Below are 25,794 nucleotides of genomic sequence, written 5' to 3'. Positions count from 1 at the left end.
CGCCGCTCACCGCGCCGTGGCCCCACACATGCGATGCTGCAACCAATGAATACGGTGATCGACCCCGGACGCTGGGAAGGCAGCGTCGCCGCCGCCCGCGAGCAGCAGATCCAGCTGGCCGGTCGCGTGGAACGCCAGGACCGGCTGCCACGCACGGTGCGCTGGCTGGCCGGGCTGGATGTTGGCTTCGAGGATGACGGCGCCACCACCCGTGCCGCGGCGGTACTTCTGGATGCGAAGACGCTGCTGCCTGTGGCGCAGGAAATCGCGCGCATCCCTACTGTGATGCCCTACATCCCCGGCCTGCTCAGCTTCCGCGAGTTGCCGGCGCTGCTGGCCGCATTGGCGCTGCTGCCGCACGTACCGGACCTGGCGTTCGTCGATGGCCACGGCATCAGCCATCCACGGCGGCTCGGCATTGCCGCCCACCTGGGCGTGGTCACCGATCTGCCAAGCATCGGCGTGGCCAAATCGAAACTGGTGGGCCGCTTCGTCGAACCGGGCACAGACGCCGGCGCGCATACGCCGCTGCTGGACGGTAACGAGCAGCTCGGCTGGGTGCTGCGCAGCAAGCTGCGCTGCAAGCCGCTGTTCGTGGCCGGTGGCCATCGGGTCAGTGCGGATACTGCGCTGGACTGGGTGCAGCGCACGCTGCGCGGATATCGGCTGCCGGAGCCGACCCGGCTGGCGGATCGGCTGGCCTCGCGGCGGGACGAATGACCGCAGCGGGCATCCCCGGCGCGGCCTTCAATGTCGATCAGCGATGCACGTGGCCACGATGACCCTGTGCATCCTCGCCGTGGTCATGCCCTTCATGGCCCTCGTGCTCACCGCCCTTGGCCGGTGCCGGCTCACCACAGGCTTCGCCGCAGTGGTCGGCCTCGATCTGCAGCGTCACGTGCTCGATACCGAAGTCATCGTGCAGGCGGCCGCCCAGCTCTCGACGCAGTGAATCAGCGTCGGTGCCATCACGCATCACGATGTGCGCGGTCAGCGCCGGGGTGCTGGAGGCCAGCGCCCACACATGCAGGTCATGCACGTCCAGCACGGCGGCATGACCTGACAGGCTGTCGCGCACCTTGGCCACGTCCATGCCCTTGGGCACGCCTTCCAGCAGCACGTTGATCGCCTCGCGCATCAGCACATAGGTACGTGGCAGCACCCACAGGCCGATCAGTACCGCCAGGATCGGGTCGATCGGCTTCCAGCCGGTCCACTTGATCAACAACGCGCCGGCAATCACCGCCACCGAGCCAAGCATGTCCGCCCACACTTCCAGGTAGGCGCCCTTCACGTTGAGGCTCTCGCCACTACCGGCCTGCAGCAGGCGCATCGAGATCAGATTGATGACCAGGCCCGCGGCGGCGATCACCAGCATGCCGGAGGAGGCAATCTCCTGCGGTTCGCGGAAGCGCCCGATCGCCTCCCACAGGATGTAACCAGCGACTACGAACAGCATCGCGCCGTTGATCATCGCGCCCAGCGCTTCCAGGCGTGCATAGCCGTAGGTGCGACGCGCATCCGGCGGGCGCCGGCTCAGCCTCACCGCAACCAGCGCGATCATCAGCGCCAAAGCGTCGGTGGCCATGTGCGCGGCGTCGGACAGCAGCGCCAGGCTGTTGGTCCAGAACGCACCCACCACTTCGACAACGAGGAAGGTGGAGGTCAGGCCGAGTGCCCACCACAAGGGTTTCTCGTGGCGGATCTCGGACGGCAGGTGATCGTGGTCGTGGCCCATGGCAACAGCTCCTTTGCGATGGGAGGCAGGCTACGCCGGAGGGCGTTGGGAAACTATCACGGTGTTTATAACATTGCAGGCCACCGATACCTTCGCCGGGCATGGCCCGGCGCTACCGGGGCGCGGATTGCTGGGCGATACCATCGTGCACGGCCCGGCGCTACCCCGTAGCGCCAGGCCATGCCTGACGAACGCAGCGGGCCGTTACCCGCGTGTGCTCAGAACCCGAATCGCAGGCTGGCCCAGTAGGCGCGGCCCGGTTCGTTGTAGGTGGCCGCGCCGGCATCGCTGCTGTTGGCCTCGCGGAACAGGCGCTTGTCGGCCAGGTTGTTGACGCCGAAGCCGAAGCTGACCGTCTCGGTCACCTTGTAGCGCGCGCTCACGCCCCAGATGTTGTACGCACCGCGATCCTGCAGTGCGATCGACGGATCGCAGGTGCCGGTGCAACGCGGATCATTGTTGATGTTGGTGGTAGCCGGCTTCTGCTTGCCATAGAACGTGCCGGTCAGCAGCAGCGATAGCTTGTCGGTGGCCTGCCAGTCCAGCATCGTGTTGATCGTGTACTTCGGAATCACCGACAGCGGCTGGCCGGTGCTCTTGTTCTCGTTCTCCACCATGTAGGTGAAGTTGTTGCTCCACTTCAGGCGGTTGCCCTGCTCGCCCAGCAGCGGAATCACCAGGTTGCCTTCCAGCCCCTGCACGATCGCCTTCGGTGCATTCTCCCAGCGGAAGATGCGGCCCTTTGTATCGGCAGTCAGCCCGATCTGGGTGTAGCCGGCCTGGATCTTGTCCTTGTAGTCGTTGTGGAAGTACGTCAAGGACGCCTGCCAGCCGCTCTGCGGTGCCCACTCGATGCCTAGTTCCTTGTTCAGGCTGGTTTCCGCCTTCAGGTCCGCATTGCCGCGCATGTAGCAGCCGGCACCCAGGCTCGGCAGTGCGTTCGGGCAGCCATTGCCACGGGTGTAGTACAGATAGTCCGGATTCGACTGGTACAGGTTCGGCGCCTTGAACGCACGCGCGATGCCGCCCTTCACCACCCAGTCGCCGTTGATACGGAACTGCGCGTTGACGCTGGGGCTGGTGTTGTTGCCGAACTGGCTGTGATGGTCGAAGCGCAGGCCCGGGGTAACGATCCAGCGCTCGCCCAGATAGATGTTGTCTTCCACGAATACAGCGGTGGTCTGCGCATCGGCCTTGCCGCGCGCACGGTCGGCCGACAGCCCCGGGAAGCCGCCGCCGCTGCTGCTGGACTGGCTCATCGAATACGGGTCGGTCAGACGGCTGTCCAGGTACTCGAAGCCCAGCGTCCAGATGTTCTCGGCACCGCCCAGCGTGGTCGGGAAGCTCACTTCGCCGTCCAGCTGGTAATTGCGCAGGCGCGAGGTCGACCAGTCGGTGCCGTTGAAGCTGCCTTCAGGGCCACCGGCCAAGCCTTCATTGATGCGCGAGTTGTTCACCGCTTCCACTGCCGCCGTTACCCGCGAGGTCACGTCTCCCCAGCGGCCGCGATGGGTGATCGCGCCGGTATTGCGGTACATGCGGTTGGTCTCGGCCTGCTGCTCGGCCAAAGCCCCCAGATCGATCGGTGTCGAGGTGCCGGTGGTACTGACGGCGCGGTCGCCGGCATAGATGTTGCCCTGGCGGCTGGTGCCGGCTTCGAACTCGACCACCTGGTTGGCGGTTACGTCCCAGCGCAGCAGCGCGTTGACGTCGCGGTTCTTGACGCCCTCGCGGCCGGCTGGCGGCACTGCGTTGGGGTTGGTGGCGTACTGGCGGTTGAGGTCCAGTGAGTCGGCATCGGTTTTGTTGAGATTGCCGTACAAGCGGAACGACAGGGTGTCGGTCATCGGCCCACTCAGCTGCAGGCCGACGCGCTCGCTGCCGCCTTCGGCGCTGTGCTCGGGCACCAGGCCATACAGGTCGACCGCACCGGTCAGATCGCCGGTCGGGCGCTTGGTGATGATGTTGACCACGCCACCGGAAGCACCGGAGCCATAGCGCGCCGCTGCAGGGCCGCGCAGCACTTCGATGCGCTCGATCATTTCCGCCGGCACCCAGTTGGTATCACCGCGGGTATTGCGCTCACCGCTGCGGCCCATGCGCACAGCATCACGCGCGCCGATGCGCTTGCCGTCGACCAGGATCAGGGTGTTTTCCGGGCCCATGCCACGCAGATCGATCTGGCGGTTGTTGCCGTACTGGCCCGACGCGCTGTTGCCGGTCAGGTTGACACCTGGCATGGTCCGCAACAGTTCAGCGATGTCGTTGGCAGGCGGCCGCTTGGCGATGTCCTCGGCGGTGATGGTCGAGGTGCCCAGCGCCTGCCGTGCGATCTGCGAAGCGGTGACATGCACCGTGTCGATATCGGTGGCGTCGGTTTCAGCGTGGGCGGTCAGCGCGCTGCCGGCCAGCAGGGCGGCAACGGCGAGCGCCAGCGGGCGCGGCGAAGGGACAACGGCTCGGGACATGATCTGGACCTTCTGGCAGGGCAACGGGGCCTCTGGCAAAGGGCTTGAGGCAACGACGAGGGGGAGGCGGAGCGCCGCTGCAGGTAGCCACAGCCCGATCCGTGCGCGCATTCTCCCATCAATGCGAGTGATTCTCAAATGCGTTCACGCATTGCCGCAGCCGTGCCGATGTGCTTTGCGCACCGCGCAAGCCTGCATCGCGCTTAAACTGGTCGGCTAGCCCGCCATCAACCGCACGCCGCCACGGCCGATACCCGTGGTTTGCCGTACGCAATCAGAGATCGACGTGGAACCACCCCAGTTGGACGACGCCAGCCAGCCGCTGGCCGAGGCCTGGCAGCAGTGCCTGCTGCAGGCCGGCCCTGCCGCCACCGCGCTGCTGCATGCCGCGGCCGCCGATGCCCCACCGGCCCTGGCCCAACGCTTCTACGAAGTGCTGCTGCAGGACACCCGTGCACGCCGTTTCCTTTCCCACGACCAGGTCAAGCAGCGCCTGCAGCCGGCCATGCAGCGCTGGCTGGCGCAGCTGCTGACCACCGATGCCAGCGGCATCGCCAACACGGTGGCCTCGCAACGGATCATCGGCGACGTGCACGCCCGCGTCGGCATTCCGGTCGACCTGGTCACCCGTGGCGCACGCGTGCTCAAGCATGAACTGTTCGTGCGCCTGCGCGACGATGCGCCGGACAGCGACACTGCGTTCGCCGCCATCGACTGCCTCAGCGCGATCATGGATATCGCCATGGAAGGCATGACCCTGGCCTACACCCATGCCCGCGAACGCTCCACCCGCGCCGATGCTGCGTACCGGCTGTTCTCGCTGGTGCAGAACGTCAGCACCGAGCGCGAGCGCCAGCGCGCGCTGCTGCTGGACTGGGAAAACGCGCTGCTCTACGCCCTGGCCGGCCATGTGCAGGGCAGCGACGGCGCCAGCCTGGCCACTTCCGAGTTTGGCCTGTGGTTCACCCACAAGGGCATTCCCAGCTTCGGCGAAAGCAGCGAGACACAGCAGGTCGACCAGCTGATGGCGCGTATCGACGGCTGCCTGCAGCGGGCCGCCGCCGATGATCCTGCGCAGCGGCTTACAGTGCTGCCAGCGATCCGCGAGGACCTGGCCGCGATCCGCACGTTGATGACCCTGCTGTTCGAGCGCATCGGCGAACTCGATGCCGGCAGCGACGCGCTGACCAACCTGCTCAACCGCCGCTTCCTGCCGACCGTGCTGCGCCGGGAAATCGAGCTGGCTACACGCAACCGTACGCCGTTCTCGCTGTTGCTGCTCGACCTGGATCATTTCAAGGCGATCAACGACGGCCACGGCCACGATGCGGGTGACCGCGCACTGCAGCATGTGGCTGGGGTGCTCGGCCAGCTCACCCGTGGCAGCGATTATCTGTTCCGCTACGGTGGCGAGGAATTCGTGGTGGTGCTGGTCGCCGCCAGCGAATCACAGGCGGCAGTGATTGCCGAAAGCCTGCGCCGGCAGATCGCACAATCGCCGGTACCGCTGGCCAACGGCCAGGTATTGAGCCTGACCGCCAGCATCGGTGTCGCCGGCCATGATGGTCATCCGGACTACGAGCGGCTGATGGCCCGTGCCGACGCGGCGATGTACGAGGCCAAACGCAGTGGCCGCAACCGAGTGGTGGTGGCCAGCGATGCACTGCAGGAAGCCCCCGGGCGGCGGGCATTGCAGCGGTAGCGGCAACCCCGGGCGCGCGCGTCGCTACATTGCGGTACGGCGCGGTATCCGCCACGCCGCCCACCACAGCAGCGCCAGCAACGCGATGCCGGCGCCCAGCAGGCATACCGCCGGCCAGCCATGGCGCGCCTGCATCCAGGGCCCGGCCGCTGCACCAGCACCACTGCCCAGCGCATAGAACAGCATGTACAGCGCCACCAGGCGCCCATGCTGTTCGCCCGGCGCGCGCAGCAACAGGGCCTGGTTCGATACATGCAGCGCCTGCCCGCCCAGATCGAGCACGACCACGCCCAGCAACAGCATGCCCACCGAATGCGGCAACCCCAGCAGCGGCCACCACGCGACCAGCATCAGCAGCAGCGCGCCGAGGCTGACCCGATGCGCGAATCCACGGTCCATCCAGTGCCCGACCCGCGCCGCAAACAGCGCACCGATCACCCCAGCCAGGCCCAGCGCACCGATGGCGGCAGTCGACCAGTGCAGCGGTGGCGCCGACAACGGCAGTGGCGCTGCCGCCCAGAACACATTGAGGCCGGCAAACAGCAACAGTGCCAACGGACCGCGCTCACGCAGCGTCCGGTCATCGCGCAGCATGCCCAGCATCGCCCCCATCAAGGCACGCCAGCCCGGCGGCACCACCGGTACCGGCACCGCCGGCAGACGCCGCCACAGCAGCACTGCCAACGCCGCCATCAGCGCCGCCGACAGCAGATAGACCGCGCGCCAGCCAACGGCGGCCGCCACCACGCCGGACACTACACGCGCCAGCAGCAGGCCAATGAACACACCGCCCTGCACCATGCCGACCACGCGCCCGCGCTGCTGAGCCGGTGCCAGCGATGCGGTGTAGGCGATCAACCCCTGGGTCAGCGCGGTGCCCAGCAGGCCGGCCAGAAGCATGCCCGACAACAGCCACACGGCCGTTCGCGCGGCCGCCAACCACAGCAATGCGACCACCAGCGCCATCAACTGCAGGCGTAGCAGGCGCCGGCGATCGCCCCTGTCGGCCAATGGCAGCAGGCCCAGCAAGGCCAACACGCTGCCCGCCTGGGTCGCTGCCAGTACCGCCCCGGCCAGCGCGGGGTCCAGCGCAAAGGCCTGTGCCAGGCGTTCCAGCAATGGCTGTGCGTAATAGACGTTGGCAACGCTGGCACCTGCGGCAACCGCGAGCAGGACCAGCAGGGGGCGTGGGATGGGTGCTGCAGTCATGATGTAGTTGCAATTTGAAACTTGATGCAGGCTACTGCCATTGGTTTTAAACTGCAACCACATCAGAGAGGTCCACCATGCACGCCGACAGCCCCTGCCCCGTTGCCCGCAGCGCCGATCTGCTCGGTGACCGTTGGGCGCTGCTGGTCATCCGTGATGCCTTCGATGGCGTCACCCGCTTTGGCGATTTCCAGCGCAGCCTCGGTGCGGCCCGCAACATCCTCAGCGACCGCCTGCGCCGGCTGGTCGAAGCAGGCATCCTGCGGCTGCAGCCCGCCTCCGACGGCTCGGCATATCAGGAATACGTGCTCACCGCCGCTGGCCTGGAACTGTTCCCGCTGCTGGTCGCCCTGCGCCAGTGGGGCGAGCGCCACCGCTTCGGCGCCGGTGAAGCGCACTCCCAGCTGATCGAGTCGAGCACACGGCGACCGCTGCCCTACATGCAGCCACGCGGTCGCGATGGCGAACCGCTGCCAGCCTCTGCCACCCGTGTGCGCAAGCTCAAGGACGGGAGCGGCAGCAGCTGACCCGCCCGTTCGCGCACACCGCCGCCCGGCCACGCCGGTTAGGATCAGGCCTTTCCGCTGCCGGACGCTGCCGATGTCGCGCTATCGCCCTTCCCTGTTGACCGCCCTGCTGCTGCCGGTGCTGGCCTGCGCCGCAGCAACCACGCAGGCACGCGAGGTCGCGGCCCCCGCCGCCCATGTGGACGCCGATGGCCCCTATGTGTTCCGCCAGGGCGAGCAACTGCAGGCCAAGTGGATCTGCGCCGACAAGGTCGAGTCGCGCACACTTGCCATGGGCACTGCAGGCACCGATATCGCAGCGCGCTGTGGCTACGGGCACACCGTGCATGTGGCGGCACCGAACGCGCCTTCGGCCTCCGTGCTTCCGGCTGCGCCGCGCATCGTCGCGCTGTCCGACATCCATGGCCAGTACGGGCTGCTGGTGCGCCTGCTGCGCGCCAACCAGGTCATCGATGCGCAGGACCGCTGGGCACTGGGCAAGGACACGCTGGTGGTCGCCGGCGATGTATTCGACCGCGGCCCGCAGGTAACCGAAGCGTTCTGGCTGCTGTACGGCCTGCAGCAGCAGGCGGCCGCCGCCGGCGGCGCGGTGCATTTCGTGCTGGGCAACCACGAAACCATGGTGCTGTACGACGACCTCCGCTACGTCAATCCGAAGTACCTGCGCAGCGCGCAGCTGCTCGGCCGCAGCTACCCGCAGCTGTACGGTGCCGATTCGGTGATCGGGCAGTGGCTGCGCACCCGCCCGGTGCTGCTGAAGATCGGCGACACTCTGTTCCTGCATGGCGGCATCTCGCCCGAGGCGGTGGAGCTGGCGCTGGAGCCAGCTCGCACCAATGCGGCCTACCAGGCGTCGCTGGGCGTGCCCAAGGCCGAAGTGAAGGCCGACCCGGCCACCGCGCCGCTGTATGACGGCAAGACCAGCCCGATCTGGTACCGCGGCTACTTCGATGGCCGCCTCGATACGCAGGGCGTACAGGCGGTGCTGGATCGCCTGCAGCTCAAGCGCATCGTGGTCGGCCACACCTCGATGCCGCACGTCAGCAGTTTCCACGGCGACCGCGTGATCGCCATCGACAGCAGCATCAAGAACGGTGAAAACGGCGAACTGCTGTTCATCGAGAACAGCACGCTCAGCCGGGGCCTGCTGGATGGCTCGCGGGTGCCGCTGGCGCAGGGCGAGCCCGGCCTGCAGGACTGAATGGAAGGACAGCGCGGCGGCGCCTGCAAGCGCCAGCGCGCTCCCCCTTCACCCGGTTTGCGGCTACCCTCGGCAGCCGAGAGGCCCACCGCGATCATCCGGCCGGCCTGACTGCTACTGGAGCCCACGCGCATGCGCGTTCTGATTGCTGAAGACGACCCGGACATCGCCTCCGGCCTGTGCGCCTCGTTGCGCCGGCAGGGCCATGTGGTCGACCACGTCGACAACGGCGCGCACGCCGATGCCGCGCTGGGCTCGACCCAGTACGCGCTGCTGGTGCTGGACCTGGGCCTGCCGCAGCTGGACGGCCGTGACGTGCTGCAGCGCCTGCGCCAGCGCGGTGATGGCCTGGCAGTGCTGGTGGTGACCGCCCGTGACGGCCTGGCCGAACGCGTGCGGGTGCTCGACCTTGGCGCCGATGACTACCTGGTCAAGCCGTTCGCGCTGGACGAATTCGAGGCGCGCGTGCGTGCGCAGCTGCGCCGGGTCACCAGCAATGGCAACCCGGACCTGCGCATCGGCCGCCTGCGGCTGGATCTGGCCGGACACCGCGTGTGGATCGACGAGCAGTCGCTGGAGCTGACCGCACGCGAATTCGGCCTGCTGTCCGCACTGGCGGTGCGTGCCGAACGCATCGTCTCGCGCGCACAGCTGGTCGAAGCGCTGTGCGACTGGGGCCAGGACCTGACCGACAACGGCCTGGACATCGCCCTGCATCGCCTGCGCCGCAAGCTGCAACCCGGCGGCATCGGCATCCGCACCGTACGCGGGCTGGGCTACATGCTGGAAGACGCGCAGGACGACAGCACGCCGTGATCAGTGGCCCGCCCAGCCTGCGCCGGCGCCTGCTCGCCTTCCTGGCGCTGCCGATGCTGGGCCTGTTGATCTTCAACACGGTCCTTGCCTATTACGTTGCGCTGGACTATTCCAATCGCATCCACGACCGCAACCTGATCGACGACACGCATTCGTTCGCACAGATGCTGAGCACCATGCCGGTGACCAGCGACCTGTCTCCGCAGGCGCGCTTCCTGATCGAGTACGACCCCGACGGCCATCGCTACTTCAACGTCGACAGCAGCCGCATGGGTACGCTCAGCGGCAATGCGGACTTCAGCCCGTACGCTCCTTCGCAGGACTGCACGGGTGTGCATCCTGCGCTCTACGACGGTACCCTCAACGGCCAGCAGGTGCGCATGGCCACCGTCTGCACGCAGGCGATGAACGACCCGCAGGACCAGCTGGCGGTGACCGTGGCCGAGAGCATGGCCGACCGCCGACAGCGTGCGCGCGAGATCCTGATGATCATCATCCCGCTGATGACCATGCTGGCGCTGGGTACCGCGGCGCTGGTCTGGTTCGGCGTGACCTATGGCCTGCGCATCCTGACCCCGTTGACCACCCGCCTGGCACAGCGCCGTGGCGAGCTGGCGCCGATCTCCGATGCCGACGTACCGGAAGAAATCCAACCGCTGATCAGCACCATCGATGGCCTGTTCGCCCGCCAGGCGGAGATGATCACGCTGCAGAACCGCTTCATCGCCGATGCCGCGCATCAGCTGCGCTCGCCCTTGGCCGGCATGGCCCTGCACGTGGACCAGGCGCTGGCACATGGCGACCCGGATACCGTGCGCGAGGCGCTGCAGCACATCCGCCGGCTCAACCAGCGCACCGCGCGGGTCAGCACCCAGCTGCTGGCGCTGAGCCGCGCGCAGACCGTGCCGGAAACCGTCGAAGCGCTGGATCTTGGCACCCTGCTGCCGCAATGGGTGGGCACCCGCGTGCCGGAAGCGATCCGCGATGGCATCGACCTCGGCTACCGCGGCAGCAGCCAGCCGCTGCGTGTGCTCGGCAACGGCGCCCTGCTGCAGGATGCGCTGGACAACCTGATCGACAATGCCCTGCGCTATGCAGGCCGCGGCGCCACCGTCACGGTCGGCGTGCAGGCGCTGGACGACAATGATGTGGAGCTGTACGTGGAGGACAACGGCCCCGGCGTGCCCGAGGACGTGATGCCACGGCTGGGCGAGCGTTTCTTCCGCGCCCCGGGCACCACGTCCAGCGGCACCGGCCTGGGCCTGGCCATCGCCCACGAGGCCGTGGAGCACTTCGGTGGACGCCTGGGCTTCCTCAACCGTGCCGGCGGCGGACTGAAGGTCACCATCACGCTGCCGCTGCTGAAGGCCCCCTGACCCGGTCCGGGGCGCTGAAAGGCTGGTGAAAATCGCGCTTGCGATCCTGACCATCCCCACTGCCGCCCCGGAGCCGCCAGGTGACCGAAACGCACGACTTCTTCCTCCCCGGTGGCCCGCAGGGCGTGCTGCTGGTTCACGGCCTGACCGGCACGCCAGCGGAAATGCGCATGCTGGGCAAGGGCCTGAACAATGCCGGTTTCACCGTGCACGGCGTGCAGCTGCCCGGCCATTGCGGCAGCGTCGACGACCTGCTGGCGACCACCTGGGAACAGTGGTACCAGGGCGTGGAAGATGCGGCAGCGACCCTGCGCGGCAAGGTTGACCAGCTGTTCGTCGGCGGCCTGTCGATGGGCGCGGTACTGTCGCTGGCATTGGCTGCGCGCCGCCCGGAATGGGTTTCCGGCGTGGGCGTATACGGCGCCACGTTCCGCTACGACGGTTGGAACATTCCGGCCGTGGCCCGCTTCTCGTTCCTGCTGCCGTGGTTCAAGCGCTTCAACATCGGCCGCGATCGCATGTTCATGGAAGAGCCGCCCTACGGCCTGCGTGACGAGCGCCTGCGCGCGCAGGTCAGCGCAGCCATGCTGTCCGGCGACAGCGCCGCCGCCGGCCTGCCGGGCAACCCCTGGCATGCCCTGGCCGAAATGCGCGCCCTGAGCAACTGGACCCGCCGCCACCTGCACCAGGTCACCGCCCCCTGTCTGGTGATGCACGCCCGCGAGGACGACGTGGCCAGCATGGGCAACGCCGAGCTGGTGATATCGCGGGTCAGCGGCCCGAAGGAACTGGTGGTGCTGGAAGACAGCTACCACATGATCACCATCGATCGCGAACGGCGCGACGTGATCCGTCGCAGCGCGCGCTTCTTCAGCGAGATCGGTGAACGCAGCGGCGTCCTCAAGGCGGTGGCCTGAAATGGGGTCACTCGCCACGCTGTTGTGGCTGGTCAACGTGGTGCTCGATACCGGTGGCCAGCTTGCGTTCAAGGCCGCCGCCAGCGACCCGAATGAAGCAGAGGGCCTGCAGCGCTGGAAGCACATGCTGAGCCGGCCCTGGTTGTGGTTGGGAATCGCCTGCTATGTGCTCGAGTTCGTCGCCTGGATCGCGTTCCTGTCACTGGTGCCGTTGTCCAAGGGCGTGCTGCTCGGCTCGATCAACATCGTCGCGCTGATGATCGCCGGCCGCATACTGTTCCGCGAGAAACTGACACCGCTGCGGGTGACCGGCATGCTGCTGGTCACTGCCGGCGTGGCGGTGGTGGGGGCCGGCTCGTGAGGCGCCTGTATGTGATCGGTTTCCCGCTGCTGATGGCCTTCGATACGCTGGCCCAGCTGTGCTTCAAGTACGCCGGCGATGCCGCGCTGCCGGTCGAAGCCAATACCGCCTGGCTGTTGCGCGTGCTGTCGCAGCCCTGGGTGTACGGCGCGATCCTCGGCTACGTGGGCGCGTTCTTCACCTGGATGAGCCTGCTGCGCCACGCGCCGATCGGACCTGCCTTCGCGGCCTCGCACCTGGAGGTGATCAGCGTGTTGCTGCTGTCGGCGTGGCTGTTGAATGAACCACTGACGCTGCATCATCTGCTCGGTGCGGTACTGATCGTGGCCGGCATCGTCTGCCTCGGCCGTGCCGAGGCGGACGACCCGCACAGCCCTGCCGAAGCCACGACGTGAGCGCGTTGCGATGAGCCTGTTCGCGCGCGAACTGCCGCCCACTGCTGGCCTGCCAATGCAGGCCAGCGACTTCCTTCCCGGCGGTGGCGACCTGCGCGAGATCCTGGCCAGCCAACTGGGTACCCCTCCGCTGCAGCTGACCTGCTCCGGCACCCACGCGCTGCTGATCGCGCTGCGTACGCTGCGCAGGCGCGCGCCCAGGCGCGATACCGTGATCATGCCGGCCTATACCTGCCCACTGGTACCGATCGCGGTGCACAGCCTGGGCCTGCGTGTGCAGCTGTGCGACACCCGTCGCGGACATTTCGACTTCGATCCGGGCCAGCTCAAGCGGCTGGCCGATGGGCGCACGCTTGCGATCCTGCCTACCCACCTGGGAGGACGCATTGCCGATGTGGATCTGGCCAATGAAGTTGCGCGCGCCGCGGGCGCCTGGGTGATCGAAGATGCCGCACAGGCGCTGGGTGCACGGGTCGGCAACAGCAGTGTCGGCCTGCGTGGCGATATCGGATTCTTCAGCCTCGCCGCTGGCAAGGGCCTGAGCCTGCATGAAGGCGGCCTGCTGGTCAGTCGTGACGATGCGTTGCGCGCGGCACTGGCCGAGCATGCCGCCGAGCAGACGCGTTTCAACCTTCGGTGGGAGCTGCTGCGCAGCGTTCAGCTGCTCGGCCTGGCCGCCTGCTACCGCCCGCCGTTGCTGTCGCTGGTGTATGGCAATCCGCTACGCCGTGCGCTGCAGCGTGGCGATCTCGAAGAAGCGGTGGGTGACATCTTCGCGCTGGATATCCCGCAGCACCGGGTCAGCCGATGGCGGCAGAACATCGGAGCCAATGCCGCGCGGCGCCTGCCTGCCTTCCTGCAGGCTGGACTCCTGCGCGCCCTGCAACTGCGGGTGCAGTTGGCGCAACTGCCGGCGGTGGAAGTGGTCGATGGACTGGCCGGTACCGGCGGCACCTGGCCGATGCTGATGCTGCTGCTGCCCAGCCAGCAGGCCCGCGATGGCGTGCTGAAAGAGCTGTGGCCGCGCGGGCTCGGAGTCAGCCGCATGTTCATCCATGCCCTGCCCGACTACACCTACCTGCGCGGCATCGTGCCGGGTGACCCGATGCCCAACGCGCGCGACTTCGCCGCACGCATGCTGACGCTCGGCAACAGCGCCTGGCAGACCCGTAAAGACACCGCCGAAATCCTGCAGGCACTCGCCCGGGCCTGACCTTCAGGCGCAGGCATGACCTGCGCCACACGCATTCATCCCTGCACCTTCCTGAACGCTTTCCCCGACCGGAAATGCGGGCTTTCAACAGGAAAGGAACGAGAAAGGCTGCCTGCCTACATTGAGCCTGCCCCGGCATCGCGCCGGACGTTTCTTTCATCGACGGACCTGCCCATGCGCTGGAGCATCCTGTGTGACTTCGATGGCACCATCAGCCTCGAAGATGTCATCGACTCGCTGCTGGAGAAGTACGGCCAGCCGGGCTGGCAGGAACTGGAAGAGCAGTGGAAAGCCGGCCGGATCGGTTCGCGTGAATGCATGCAGGGCCAGGTGCGGCTGTTGAAGCTCGACCCGGCCACGCTCGATGCCCACCTGGACCAGGTGCAGATCGATCCGGGATTCGCCGCCTTCGTCACCCGTGCCGACCAGCTCGGCCTGCCGCTGCGCATCGTCAGTGATGGTCTGGACTACGCGATCCACCGCATCCTCGCCAACCATGGCCTGCCGCCGCTGCCGGTGGTGGCCAACCACCTGCGCTGGTGCGATGACCATTGGGAACTGGAATCGCCCTACCAGGCCGAAGGTTGCCGCAGCGGCACCTGCAAATGCACCTGCGCCGCACAGGCACGCGCCAAAGAAGCACCGCGCGTGCTGATGATCGGCGATGGCAGCTCGGACTTCTGCGTGTCCGAAGACGCCGACTTCGTGTTCGCCAAGCGTCGCCTGATCACCCATTGCAGCAATGCCGGCATCGAGCATGCCGCCATCGACACCTTCCACGATGCAATCGCACTGTTGCCGCGCCTGCTTGATGGCAGCCTGCTGCAGCCACGTCGCATCGACGCCAGCCCGCAGCCTGCCGCACTGCCGCTGCTGCTGGCCACCGCCTGAGCACTCCCTTCCAAGCACGCCCCCTGTTGTCCTCTTTCGAACGTCCTTCACGGAACCGAACTGCATGAACATTTTTGACAAGAACGCCGACGCAGCCGCCTCCGACGCGCAGCTGCTGGCCGACGAAGCCCGTTACAGCTCCTTCGGCGACACCGTCCACTACGTCGACCCGCCGAAGATCTTCCAGCGCGGTGAAGGCAGCTACATGTTCGACGGTGCGGGCGTGCCCTACCTCGACCTGCAGATGTGGTACTCGGCCTGCAACTTCGGCTACAGCAACAAGCGCCTGAACGACGCGCTGAAGGACCAGATCGACACCCTGCCGCAGGTGGCCAGCCAGTACCTGCACCCGACCCGCGTGCAGCTGGCCAAGACCATTGCCGTGGACATGCACGAGAAGTTCGGCCTCGACGGCCGCGTGCATTTCAACGTCGGCGGCGCGCAGGCCATTGAAGACTCGCTGAAGATCGTGCGCAACGCGCGTGGCGGCAAGAGCCTGATGTTCGCCTTCGAAGGTGGTTACCACGGCCGCACCCTGGGTGCGTCGTCGATCACCTCCAGCTACCGCTACCGCCGCCGCTACGGCCACTTCGGCGAGCGCGCGATGTTCATCCCGTTCCCGTACCCGTTCCGTCGCCCGAAGGGCATGACCCCGGACGAGTATTCCGACCACTGCGTGTGGCAGTTCGAGCGCCTGTTCGAAAGCGAGTACAACGGCGTGTGGGATCCCAAGGTCGGCCAGGCCGAGTACGCCGCGTTCTATGTCGAGCCGATCCAGGGCACCGGCGGCTACGTCATCCCGCCGCGCAACTTCTTCACCGGCCTCAAGCGCGTGCTGGACAAGTACGGCATCCTGATGGTCGTCGATGAAATCCAGATGGGCTTCTGGCGCACCGGCAAGCTGTGGGCGATCGAGCACTTCGGCGTGACCCCGGACGTGCTGGTGTTCGGCAAGGCGCTGACCAACGGCCTGAACCCGCTGTCGGGCCTGTGGGCGCGCGAGGAGCTGATCAACCCGACCGTGTTCCCGCCGGGCTCCACCCACTCCACCTTCAACTCCAACCCGCTGGGCACGCGCCTGGGCCTGGAAGTGCTGAAGCTGGGCAAGGAAATGGATTACGAGCGCACCGTGCCGGAAAAGGGCGCGTACTTCCTCGACGGCCTGCGTGGCCTGCAGAAGCGCCACCCGGAAATCGGCGATGTCGACGGCCTGGGCCTGGCCCTGCGTGCGGAAATCTGCCAGACCGACAGCTACACCCCGAACAAGGAACTGCTGGACCGCATGGTCGACATCGGCCTGGCCGGTGACCTGCTGCACGACGGCAAGCGCATGGGCCTCGTGCTCGACGTGGGTGGCTGGTACAAGAACGTGATCACCTTCGCGCCGTCGCTGGACATCAGCTACGAAGAGATCGACCTGGCGATCACCCTGCTCGACCAGGCGCTGACCAAGGCCAAGGGCTGAGGTCGGATGCGCTGCCGGTTCCCGTGCCGATGGAGATGACGTCACGTGCATCCAGCACCGCGCTGGAACCGGCCGCGCTGTTGGAAGGCTTCCTGGCCCACCCGCCGCTCGGTTTCGAGGCAGGCCGCCTGCCCAGTGGCCTGCCGACCTTCCGTGCGCCGCTGGACCTGACCACCACGATGGACGACGCACTCCGCGGCAAGCTGCTCGGCCTGCCGCTGTCGCGCCTGTGGCGGCCGTGGATCACCTGGCAGACCCGCTTCATCGGTGCCACCAGCACCGAGTACACCCCGCTGCCGGCGCACGTCGCGCCGGAGGCACTGGCCGAGGACGTGACGCGTCACGCGACCGGCGATACGCGCCTGCTGGTGGTCAAGGACCTGGCCATCGATTCACCGCTGCTGGACGACGCCGCCAACGCACACAGCGGCGCGTTCCTGCAGGCATTGCTGGCGCGCGGCTTCGTTGAACTGGAAGGCATGCCGCTGGCCTGGGTGGCGATCGATTTCGATTCGCTCGACGGCTATCTCGGCCGCCTGTCGTCCTCGCGCCGCAAGAACATCCGGCGCAAGCTGCGCTCGCGGGATGACCTGCAGATCGACTGCGTCGCCACTGGTGATCCGGCGCTGGCCGACCCGCAGCTGCAGGCCGAACTGTACGCGCTGTACCTGGGCGTGTTCGCGCAGAGCGCGGTGCATTTCGACCAGCTCGACCTGCCCTATTTCCAGCATCTTCTGGCCGACAGCCAGGGCCAGGGACGGATGTTCCTGTACCGCCACCAGGGCCAGCTGATCGGCTGGAACCTGTGCTACGTGCATGCCGGCAAGCTGGTGGACAAGTACATCGGCCTGGCCTATCCGCAATCGCGCGAGCACAACCTGTACGCGGTCAGCTGGATGCACAACCTCGAGTACGCGCTGCAGCACCGCCTGAGCCACTACGTGGCCGGCTGGACCGATTCGCGGATCAAGGCCGAACTGGGTGCCAGCTTCACCTCCACCCGGCATGCGATCCACGCCCGTTCTCCGCTGCTGCGTGCAGCCCTGCGCAGGCTGGCCCCGTACCTGCAGGGCGAACCGGACGGAGGCGGTTGAACGATGCCGTTGCGTTCCCCGCTGATCCTGGACCTGGACGGTGGCGTGCTGCCGCTGCCACAAGCGCAGGCCCTGGCCCTGTCGCAGTGGCACGACCCGCTGCGCTTCGCCTGCAGCAATGCGACCCTGGAGCGTTTCGCCACTGAAGTGCTGGCACCGCTGCCCGCGCAGCTCGGCACGGTGATGCTCGGCAGTGGCGACTTCCATCACCTCAGCCTGCCGCTGCTGCAGCGCATGCGCACGCAGGCGCCGTTCCAGCTGGTGGTGCTGGACAACCATCCTGACAACATGCGTTTCCCGTTCGGCATGCACTGCGGTTCGTGGGTGAACGCCGCCAGCAAGCTGCCACAGATCTCGCACATCCACGTGCTCGGCATCACCTCCAGCGACATCGGCCTCGGCCATGCCTGGGAGAACCACTGGCGCCCGCTGATGAGCGGCCGGCTGACGTACTGGTGCATGGACGTGGACGTGGGCTGGGGTCACCGCCTGGGCATGGGCCATGCATTCCGCCGCTTCGAGCATCCGGAGGCGCTGGTCGCCGCATTCGCCGCCGAGCAGGCCAAGTCGCCGCAGCCGACTTACCTGTCGATCGACAAGGACGTGTTCGCCGAGGACGTCGCCCGCAGCAACTGGGACCAGGGCCGCTTCCAGCTGGAACACGCACTGGTGGTGATCGAAGCGCTGCGCGCCGGTGGCCTGGCCGGCAGTGACATCACCGGCGAAGTGTCGCTGGCCCACTACCAGAGCCGCTTCAAGCGCTGGCTGTCGTCGCTGGATGGCCAGCCCGACGTCAGCGCCGGGGATCTGCCGGTGTGGCAGGCGCGGCACCAGCAGGTGAACCGGGAGCTACTGGCGGCGATGGCCTCGGTGCCGACCGCCTGCTGATCGCGTTGATCGTGCCGGCCGCTGGCCGGCAACCTCATTGTTCCCAGTCCCACGAGGATGCCGGCCAGCGGCCGACACTACACTGGGTTCCCACCCCAGGAGCCGCCGCCATGCCCCAGACCGTCATCCCCCAGCTGCGCATGCGCCACGCCGATACCACCGTGCCGTTCTACGTACAGGGGCTCGGTTTCGTGGTTGACTGGGAACACCGCTTCGAACCCGGCTTCCCGCTGTTCGCCCAGCTCACCCGCGACGGCCAGACGATCTTCCTCACCGAACACAGCGGTGACTGCGAGGTCGGCGGCGCGGTGTACTTCATCGTCGACGACGTCGACAGCCTGCACCGCGCCTTCAGTGCCGCCAACGTGCCGATCGAGCAACCGCCACACGACACCGAATGGGGCAGCCGGGAGATGCTGCTACACGACCCGGACGGCAACCGCCTGCGCTTTGCCACCGACGCCAGCTGAACCGCTTGGCCTTGAGGTGGATATACGAAACGTATACGCTTCGTATATCAACTCCTCCAGGACCGCCCATGGGCATCGTCAACATCGATGACACCCTGCACGACCAGCTGCGCCGTGCCTGCACCGTTTCCAGCCGCTCGATCAATGCCCAGGCCAATTTCTGGATCAGGGTCGGCATGCTGTGCGAGCTGAACCCCACGCTCAGCTTCCAGGACATCGTCGCCAGCGAACTGCGGGCGGCGGGCGTGCAGCCGCCGCTGTTGTCGCCGGGCCAGGCCTGAGCCAATGGCGATCATCAAGCATCCCGACGAGATCGCGCTGATGGCCGAATCCGGCCGCCTGCTGGCGCAGGTGTTCGCCGCACTCGACCGGCTGCCGCTGCAGGGCCGTAGCACCATGGAGATCAACGATTTCGTCGAACGCATGATCGTCGATGAACTGCAGGCGCGGCCGGCCAGCAAGGGCCAGTACGGCTTCCCCTACGTGCTCAACACCTCGATCGACAACGTGATCTGCCACGGCGTGCCCAGCACCACCGACGTGCTGCGCAACGGCCAGATCGTCAACCTCGACATCACCCTGGAAAAGAACGGGTACATTGCCGACTCCAGCACCACCTATCTGGTCGGTGAGGTCGACTACGCCGCGCGCAGGCTGGTGCAGACCACCTACCAGGCGATGTGGAAAGGCATTGCCGCCGTGCGTCCTGGTGCGCGGCTGGGCGACATCGGCCACGCCATCGCCCGCCATGCGCGCAGCCACGGCTACAGCGTAGTGAAGGAATACTGCGGCCACGGCATCGGCCAGGAAATGCACGAGGAACCGCAGATCCTGCACTACGGCCATCCCAATACCGGCATGGTGCTGGAAGAAGGCATGGTGTTCACCATCGAACCGATGCTCAACCAGGGAAAGCCGGCCATCCGCCAACAGCCTGACGAATGGCCGGTCTACACCCGCGACGGCAAGCTGTCGGCGCAGTTCGAGCACACCGTGGCGGTCACCCGCAGCGGCGTGCGCGTATTGACCCTGCGCCCCGGCGAAACGCCGTTGTGCGACATCGACCGGATGGCGATCGACTGACCTCAGTGCTTCCTCGCCTCGATGCCCCTCTTGCATGGCATGCGACAGATGTCGCACACTCGCGACATCAATCGCACGCACAGGTCTGGCCATGCCCCGCCCCCCAACACCTTCGAACGCCGAACTGGAGTTGTTGAAGTGCCTGTGGCGCGATGGCGCCTGCAGTGCGCGTGAACTGCACAACGCGGCAGCTGCTGCACTGGACTGGTCGTATTCGTCCACGCGCAAGACGCTGGAAAGGATGGTCGACAAGGGGCTGGTGAAAGAGGGCAGCCAGCACGGCCTGAATGTCTACAGCGCCCAGGTCGGCAAGGTGGCCACCCTGGCCGCACTCAGTGCCGACTTCGCTCGCCGCGTACTGGAGATCGACGGGCCGCTGCCGACCCAGGCCTTCGCCGAAAGCCGCCTGCTGAGCGACAAGGAAATCGAGCAACTGCAGGCGCTGCTGCTCCAGGGCGACGAGGACCAGCCATGAGCCTGCCATCAACCGGCCTGTGGATGATCAGCCTCGCTGCGAGCCTACTGGGGGCTGGCCTGGTCTGGTACGGCGCGCAACTGTTGCAGCGCCAGCTCGGGCTCTCGCATGCGTCGGCGCGTTTCTGGCTGGGGGCGTGGTTGTGCGCTGTGCTGCCCCCCTTGCTGGCGCTGATGCTGCCGATGCAGGCCACGCCGTTGCAGGAGCTGTCCAGCGCATTGCCGGTTGCGCTGGACAGCGGCACCGGCGCACTGCTGCCAGTGCAGCTGCCTGCACTCGCGGCCACCGAACCATTGATGGCCTGGCTGACGCCACTGCTGCTGACCGTCCATATCGCAGGGGCCCTGCTGGCTCTCGCTCGGTGGGCGTTGGCCAGCCGCCGGCTGCGCGCCCTGCTGCGCGACAGTCAGCCGCTGCAGACAATGCAACTGCCGGGACCGCAATCGCGCCAGGTCATGCGGGAGCTGCAGCAGAAAGGGGTCGCGCTGCGTTTTGTAGCCGGCAACGGCACGCCGTTTGCCCTGTGCAGGCCGCAACCACAGATCATCCTGCCGGCAGCCAGTCTTGCCCTGCCGGATCGAACGCTACGCCTGGTCATTGGCCATGAGGCGGCCCATCTGCAGCGCCGCGATCCCCAGCGCGCTGCGCTGATGCGACTGGTCGGTGCGCTGTACTGGTTCAATCCATTCGTACGACACATTGCCGCGCGCGTGCAGCTGGCCGCCGAGTTGCAATGCGATGCGCGTGCACTGGCCGAGGGGGGCGCCAGCAACGATGGCCGCCTGTTGGCCCACGCCTATATCCAGACACTTCGCCATGCTACGGGAGAGCAACCAGCCAGTGCCCTGACCCATCGCGATTTCGGCGGCCACCAGGTACGCCTGCAGCATATGCTGCAGGGCGATGCGGGTCGCCGCCCCGGTATCACCAGCGTCCTGCTGCTGGTCGCGCTGGGTACCGCCTGCACGCTCGGTCTGGCCACCGTCCATGCCGCCGCGATGGCAGGGCCGCCGTCTCTTCCGCTGCCATTGCCGGTCACATCAGTAACAGTTCTGGAAGCCGCGCTGCCGCCAGCCCCTTCATTCGCTGCGCCGCTGTCCAATGCGCGGGTTACCAGCGTGTTCGGTCATGTTTCTGACTTCCGCCAGCGCGCCCATCGCGGCACCGACTTCGCCGCGCGCCGAGGCACCGCCGTGCTCGCCCCCGCCGACGGCACTGTGATCGCTGCCACCCACGCCTATCCCGATGGCGCCAACTACGGCACGGTTGTCGTGATTGATCATGGCGCTGGCTGGCAGTCGCTGTTTGCGCACCTGCAGGACTTCGCGGTACAGCCAGGCCAGCGCGTGCGCAGGGGCGATCCCATCGCCCGCAGCGGCAACACGGGGCGCACCACCGGCCCACACCTGCACATGGAACTGCTGCGCAACGGAACACGAGTGGACCCCCAGGACTGGCTGCAGTAATGCACTGATCGGCGCTCTGCCGCCGCCTCCATGCATCGTTTCGATACCCGGCCGCGGGAGGACCTGCTGCGGCCCGCTGTCCCGCCGTGACAAAGGAACTGCACGACCATGCGACGATCATCGCCTTCCCCGACAACGCTGCGGCCACACGCTGGCATGTGGCTCACTATTGGCTGCCTGATGGCACCAGCGAATGCTGCGGCCCTTCCACCAACGACACCCGCCCCTTCAAACACGACCGATCTGGATGCAGTGCACGTCCAGGCCGAGCGTTACGATGCTCGCCGTGACGACACCGCGAGTCGCATCGTGGTGGACCGCGAGGCACTGCAACGGCATGGCGACACCGACCTGCTGGAGGCACTCAAGCGCTTGCCCGGCATCAGCGTTTCCAGTGGTGCTCCGGGCCGCCCAGGCAGCGTGTCACTACGCGGCCTGGGCGCCGGCTACACGCAGATCCTGCTGGACGGCCAGCGTACGCCCGCTGGCTTCAGCCTGGACTCGCTGGCCACCGATCTGATCGAGCGCATCGAAATCCTGCGCGCGCCTACTGCTGACCAGGGCACGGGTGCCGTCGCCGGTACACTCAACATCGTCACCCGCGCGCCGATTGCAAAAGACAGCCAGCGACTGACACTTTCATGGGCCGAAAATCAGGGTCGCAGCACCCCATCGGCAAGCTGGCGGCAGACCCATGCCGGCCTGGACCGAGATCTTGCACTGACCGCCACAGCTACTGCCCGTGGCTTCCTGGTGGAGGAACGCAGCAGAGAAGATGCTTGGGATGGTGTTGGCGCGCCGTTGCTGCATCGACAATCCCGCCTGCGCGCCACCGGGCATCGTGACAGCGTCTCGCTCGCCCCCTCACTGACGCTCAGAACCAGCGAGGACACCACTCTTTCACTGCAGGCCCTGGTGGATGCATCCGACTTCCGTCGCGACATGTACATCGATTGGGAAACGGCGCTTGGTGCGGAACTGCGTACTCCACATTACCAGCAGCGCACGCGCCTGCGCCTTGACCAGGGCCAGGCCAGCGCGGAGTGGGAGAAGGAGCTACCGGACGGCGGCAGCCTGAACCTGCGTCTGGCACTGGATGGCAACCGCGAAAACTACCGCTTCCGCGAGCAGGGACAGGATGCGGGGCAGCAGGACAACCTTCTCGATCGCACCGATGCGCAGCTGCATGTGCTGGGCGGCACTACCCGCGTGCAGTGGACTCTGCCGGCGCGGGGTCGCCATACATTGCAGGTCGGTGCCGAAAGCAGCATGGATTCGCGCCGCGAATCACGCCTGCAGCAACTCCGGTACTCCCCGGATGAGCCATCGACGATCAGCGACCTTTCCTTTGATGCGCGCCTGCACCGCATCGCCGTCTATGCGCAGGACGAGTTCCCACTGGGAACGCGCAGCGCCTTCTATGTCGGCGGTCGCTGGGAACAACTGCAGACCCGCAGCGAAGGGCGTGGCTTCGCTGCGATGCGTCACCGGGCCAGCGTTTTCACGCCGGTCCTGCAGGGTCTCTGGAAGCGCGCAAAGGGCAAGGACCAGCTACGGGTATCACTGAGCCGCAGTTTCCGCGCACCGGCGCTGCGCTCACTGGTCCCGCGGCCGTATACCTCCACCAACAACCGCCCACTGAACCCCGACGAGATCGGGAATCCAGCGCTGCGTCCGGAACTGGCATGGGGTCTGGATGCGGCCTGGGAAATGCACGGCCGTGAAGGTACACAGGGGAGCATCGGCGGTTACCTGCGCCGCATCGACGCGCCGATCCGCAATGAAACCATCCTGCGTGAAGGGCGTTGGGTATCGACGCCGGTCAACGGTACCCGCGCCACGGCCTGGGGCATCGAAATGGATGGCAGGATGCCGCTGGCACGTCTGTACCGCAGAGCGCCGGATATCGAGCTGCGCGGCAACGCCACCTGGAACCACTCCCGGGTCAGGGATCTTCCCGGGCCTGACAATCGGATTGAAGACCAGGTGCCATTCACCGCCAGTGCGTCGCTCGATTACCGCATTTCATCGCGCTGGAGCAGTGGCCTGGCGTACACCCATCGCAGCGGAGGCAGAATACGCTACAGCCTGAGCGAGCTGGACATCACGTCCTATCGACGCGAGCTGGAGGCTTGGGCGCAGTACGCAAGCGAACGGCGCGGCAAGCTGCGCTTGACCGCCTCGAACCTGTTGGCGCAGGACCTCGATACCGGCCAGTGGCGTTTCGACGAAGGCGGATCGCAGGTACTTCGCAACACCCGACGTTCCGTGCCCGGTCTTCGCCTGCAATGGGAACTCCCGCTGTGATCAGCGTATGCACGCGGTACAACTCAAGCGTGGGATAGCCGGCCGCGTGAAACGTATCGGCAGATCAAGCACACAACAGCGGCGTGGGTCATTCACTCATGGCGATAGCGGGCGCAACAGCAGCAGTATGGCGAGGCAGAACATGAAGACCGCCACGCCCGCGTCCAGCATCCGCCAGGCACTCGGCCTGCGGAACACCGGCTGCAACAGGCGTGCACCATAGCCCAACGTGCAGAACCAGGCCACACTGGCAATGCAGGCACCGGCGGCGAAGGCCCAGCGCAGATCGCCGGGATAACGCGTGGACAGGCTGCCCAGCAGCACCACGGTATCCAGATAGACGTGCGGGTTGAGCAGGGTGAAGGCTAGGCAGGTCAGCAACACCTGTCGTCCACTGCCGCCCTGTGCGTCAGCTGCGGCCAGCGCACCGCCACCCTGCCACGCGCGCAACCCCGCCTGCAGGCCGTACCAGAGCAGGAATGCCGCGCCACCGAAACGCAGCACCTGCAGCAGCAGCGGCCACTGCAGCACCAGCGCGGCCATCCCGCCCACCCCGGCCAGGATCAGCACGATGTCTGCGCCGGCGCAGGCCAGTACCACTGTTCCCACATGATGCTGCTGCAGGCCTTGGCGCAGCACGAAGGCGTTCTGCGCACCGATGGCGATGATCAGGCCAGCACCTGCGAACAGACCGGCGGCGGTAGCGGCAATCCACATCAGGGACGGGCCAGGCAGTGAAGGGACGCGCAGGGTGCGGCCAATGGTCCCGTTAAGACAATCTGCTTTTTCTTTATCCTGTGCAGAAAAACTGAAGAGGCTTCCACGTGGACCTGGTACATCCGCAATTGGCCGCCTTCGCCGCGGTGCTGGAAGAAGGCAGTTTCGAGGCGGCCGCGCGCCGCCTGTCGATCAGCCCGTCGGCGCTGTCGCAGCGGATCAAGGCACTGGAGGATCGGCTCGGCCAGGTGCTGGTCGTGCGCCAGGCACCGTGCCGGCCCACCGCCGCAGGTGAAGCGCTGCTGCGCCGTGTGCGGCCGATGCAGGCGCTGGAAGCCGAGGCGTTGGCCGAACTGCTGCCCGAACGCGGCAACGACACCGCACGCACGCCGATCCCGCTGGCGGTCAACGACGACTCGCTCGATACCTGGTTCGTGCCGGCCATCGCCGACCTGCACCAAGGTCATGGCTACCTGTTCGACCTGCGCATGGACGACCAGGACCACACCCTACAGCTGCTGCGCGATGGCAGTGTGCTCGGCGCGGTCACCGCCGAAAGCCAGCCTGTGAAGGGCTGCAACGTGCACCCGCTCGGCGCGATGCGCTACCACGCCATCGCCTCGCCCCGCTTCGCCCACCAGTACTTCAGCACCGGCATGCAGGCCGCAACATTGGCACGCGCGCCGATGCTGGTGTTCAACCGCAAGGATGAACTGCAGTGGCGCTTCGTGCGGCGCCTGACCCGCGCGCGGCTGCAGCCGCCGCTACACTACCTGCCCTCCTCCACCGGTTTCGTCGAAGCCGCCGCGTGCGGACTCGGCTGGGGCATGGCCCCGGAAACCCTGGTCGCACCGGCTGTGCGCGCCGGCCGCGTGGTGGTACTGGAACCCGGCCGCTGGCTCGATGTGCCACTGTACTGGCAGCATGCAGCCGTGCGCTCAAGCACGCTGCAGCACATCACCCAGGCGCTGCGCGCTGCAGCCAGCGGCACCCTTCGTTGAGGACCAACCAATGA

25 protein-coding genes are annotated in these 25,794 nt (G+C 66.9%); 21 read left to right on the top strand and 4 right to left on the bottom strand.

The annotated features are described in order from the left end of the window. The first annotated feature begins 45 nt into the window (after window positions 1-45). A complete protein-coding gene (gene nfi / locus AC13GA_RS04810) occupies window positions 46-720 on the top strand; it encodes a deoxyribonuclease V (protein ID WP_480982761.1) in 675 nt (224 codons plus the stop codon). Window positions 721-757: 37 nt separating this feature from the next. Here nfi and AC13GA_RS04805 read toward each other — a convergent pair whose 3' ends face one another. Continuing rightward, window positions 758-1,738 (bottom strand): cation diffusion facilitator family transporter, encoded by a 981-nt coding sequence (locus AC13GA_RS04805; RefSeq protein WP_136638298.1) that lies wholly within the window; start codon window positions 1,736-1,738, stop codon window positions 758-760. A gap of 218 nt (window positions 1,739-1,956) precedes the next feature. Beyond that, window positions 1,957-4,206 (bottom strand): TonB-dependent siderophore receptor, encoded by a 2,250-nt coding sequence (locus tag AC13GA_RS04800; protein ID WP_253077678.1) that lies wholly within the window; start codon window positions 4,204-4,206, stop codon window positions 1,957-1,959. A 286-nt stretch (window positions 4,207-4,492) separates the two neighbouring features. Here AC13GA_RS04800 and AC13GA_RS04795 point away from each other — a divergent pair, with 286 nt between their 5' ends. Continuing rightward, entirely contained in the window at window positions 4,493-5,908 is a 1,416-nt protein-coding gene (locus tag AC13GA_RS04795) for a GGDEF domain-containing protein (protein ID WP_253077679.1), read from the top strand. A gap of 24 nt (window positions 5,909-5,932) precedes the next feature. On the opposite strand, the gene AC13GA_RS04790 is transcribed toward AC13GA_RS04795, so the two are convergent. After that, window positions 5,933-7,117 (bottom strand): MFS transporter, encoded by a 1,185-nt coding sequence (locus tag AC13GA_RS04790; RefSeq protein ID WP_482997631.1) that lies wholly within the window; start codon window positions 7,115-7,117, stop codon window positions 5,933-5,935. 77 nt (window positions 7,118-7,194) lie between these two features. Here AC13GA_RS04790 and AC13GA_RS04785 point away from each other — a divergent pair, with 77 nt between their 5' ends. From AC13GA_RS04785 to AC13GA_RS04700, 18 genes are all read left to right on the top strand, one after another. After that, on the top strand, window positions 7,195-7,644 hold the full coding sequence (locus AC13GA_RS04785) for a winged helix-turn-helix transcriptional regulator (protein WP_136638302.1): 450 nt from the start codon (window positions 7,195-7,197) through the stop codon (window positions 7,642-7,644). A gap of 73 nt (window positions 7,645-7,717) precedes the next feature. Then, entirely contained in the window at window positions 7,718-8,845 is a 1,128-nt protein-coding gene (locus AC13GA_RS04780; RefSeq protein ID WP_482997630.1) for a metallophosphoesterase, read from the top strand. Between the two features lie 132 nt (window positions 8,846-8,977). After that, window positions 8,978-9,661 carry a response regulator gene (locus tag AC13GA_RS04775; protein WP_004150098.1) on the top strand — a complete coding sequence of 228 codons (684 nt, stop codon included), beginning with the start codon at window positions 8,978-8,980 and terminating at the stop codon, window positions 9,659-9,661. Continuing rightward, a complete protein-coding gene (locus AC13GA_RS04770; protein ID WP_046983241.1) occupies window positions 9,658-11,037 on the top strand; it encodes a sensor histidine kinase in 1,380 nt (459 codons plus the stop codon). The genes AC13GA_RS04775 and AC13GA_RS04770 overlap by 4 nt, the downstream gene beginning before the upstream one ends. An 80-nt stretch (window positions 11,038-11,117) precedes the next feature. Next, a complete protein-coding gene (locus AC13GA_RS04765; RefSeq protein WP_136638306.1) occupies window positions 11,118-11,954 on the top strand; it encodes an alpha/beta hydrolase in 837 nt (278 codons plus the stop codon). 1 nt (window position 11,955) lies between these two features. Then, entirely contained in the window at window positions 11,956-12,315 is a 360-nt protein-coding gene (locus tag AC13GA_RS04760; RefSeq protein WP_012510464.1) for an EamA family transporter, read from the top strand. Continuing rightward, complete coding sequence (locus AC13GA_RS04755) at window positions 12,312-12,710, top strand: DMT family transporter (protein ID WP_041864489.1); 399 nt, start codon at window positions 12,312-12,314, stop codon at window positions 12,708-12,710. The genes AC13GA_RS04760 and AC13GA_RS04755 overlap by 4 nt, the downstream gene beginning before the upstream one ends. Before the next feature lie 10 nt (window positions 12,711-12,720). Beyond that, the gene (locus tag AC13GA_RS04750) at window positions 12,721-13,923 is read left to right on the top strand and encodes a DegT/DnrJ/EryC1/StrS family aminotransferase (protein ID WP_482997629.1); all 1,203 of its coding nucleotides are present in this window, start codon (window positions 12,721-12,723) and stop codon (window positions 13,921-13,923) included. 174 nt (window positions 13,924-14,097) lie between these two features. Then, window positions 14,098-14,814: an MtnX-like HAD-IB family phosphatase gene (locus tag AC13GA_RS04745; protein ID WP_482997628.1), complete on the top strand. Its 717-nt coding sequence runs from the start codon at window positions 14,098-14,100 to the stop codon at window positions 14,812-14,814. Window positions 14,815-14,878: 64 nt separating this feature from the next. Beyond that, a complete protein-coding gene (locus tag AC13GA_RS04740) occupies window positions 14,879-16,279 on the top strand; it encodes an aspartate aminotransferase family protein (RefSeq protein WP_482997627.1) in 1,401 nt (466 codons plus the stop codon). Window positions 16,280-16,308: 29 nt separating this feature from the next. Then, complete coding sequence (locus AC13GA_RS04735; protein WP_482997626.1) at window positions 16,309-17,373, top strand: GNAT family N-acetyltransferase; 1,065 nt, start codon at window positions 16,309-16,311, stop codon at window positions 17,371-17,373. 3 nt (window positions 17,374-17,376) lie between these two features. Further along, window positions 17,377-18,261 (top strand): arginase family protein, encoded by an 885-nt coding sequence (locus AC13GA_RS04730; RefSeq protein WP_482997625.1) that lies wholly within the window; start codon window positions 17,377-17,379, stop codon window positions 18,259-18,261. Between the two features lie 110 nt (window positions 18,262-18,371). Continuing rightward, window positions 18,372-18,731, top strand: a complete 360-nt coding sequence (locus tag AC13GA_RS04725) for a bleomycin resistance protein (protein ID WP_046983248.1) — start codon at window positions 18,372-18,374, stop codon at window positions 18,729-18,731. Window positions 18,732-18,799: 68 nt separating this feature from the next. Further along, window positions 18,800-19,012 (top strand): ParD-like family protein, encoded by a 213-nt coding sequence (locus AC13GA_RS04720; RefSeq protein WP_253077686.1) that lies wholly within the window; start codon window positions 18,800-18,802, stop codon window positions 19,010-19,012. Window positions 19,013-19,022: 10 nt separating this feature from the next. Beyond that, window positions 19,023-19,814 (top strand): type I methionyl aminopeptidase, encoded by a 792-nt coding sequence (map, locus tag AC13GA_RS04715; protein ID WP_337302154.1) that lies wholly within the window; start codon window positions 19,023-19,025, stop codon window positions 19,812-19,814. A gap of 91 nt (window positions 19,815-19,905) precedes the next feature. Next, entirely contained in the window at window positions 19,906-20,289 is a 384-nt protein-coding gene (locus tag AC13GA_RS04710) for a BlaI/MecI/CopY family transcriptional regulator (protein ID WP_046983251.1), read from the top strand. Continuing rightward, on the top strand, window positions 20,286-21,755 hold the full coding sequence (locus tag AC13GA_RS04705; RefSeq protein ID WP_426353969.1) for a peptidoglycan DD-metalloendopeptidase family protein: 1,470 nt from the start codon (window positions 20,286-20,288) through the stop codon (window positions 21,753-21,755). The genes AC13GA_RS04710 and AC13GA_RS04705 overlap by 4 nt, the downstream gene beginning before the upstream one ends. Before the next feature lie 252 nt (window positions 21,756-22,007). Continuing rightward, window positions 22,008-24,062, top strand: coding sequence for a TonB-dependent receptor plug domain-containing protein (locus tag AC13GA_RS04700; RefSeq protein ID WP_482997624.1), 2,055 nt, complete (start codon window positions 22,008-22,010; stop codon window positions 24,060-24,062). Between the two features lie 96 nt (window positions 24,063-24,158). On the opposite strand, the gene AC13GA_RS04695 is transcribed toward AC13GA_RS04700, so the two are convergent. After that, complete coding sequence (locus AC13GA_RS04695) at window positions 24,159-24,779, bottom strand: LysE/ArgO family amino acid transporter (protein WP_046983254.1); 621 nt, start codon at window positions 24,777-24,779, stop codon at window positions 24,159-24,161. A 107-nt stretch (window positions 24,780-24,886) separates the two neighbouring features. On the opposite strand from AC13GA_RS04695, the gene AC13GA_RS04690 reads away from it, so the two are divergent. Further along, the gene (locus AC13GA_RS04690) at window positions 24,887-25,780 is read left to right on the top strand and encodes a LysR family transcriptional regulator ArgP (protein ID WP_482997623.1); all 894 of its coding nucleotides are present in this window, start codon (window positions 24,887-24,889) and stop codon (window positions 25,778-25,780) included. Window positions 25,781-25,794 lie beyond the last annotated feature (14 nt).

The sequence above is a fragment of the Stenotrophomonas sp. 22DLJC03 genome (assembly GCF_056861405.1).
The sequence above is the reverse complement of the archived record's forward strand: the minus strand, read 5'-3'. Positions and strand labels throughout refer to the sequence as shown.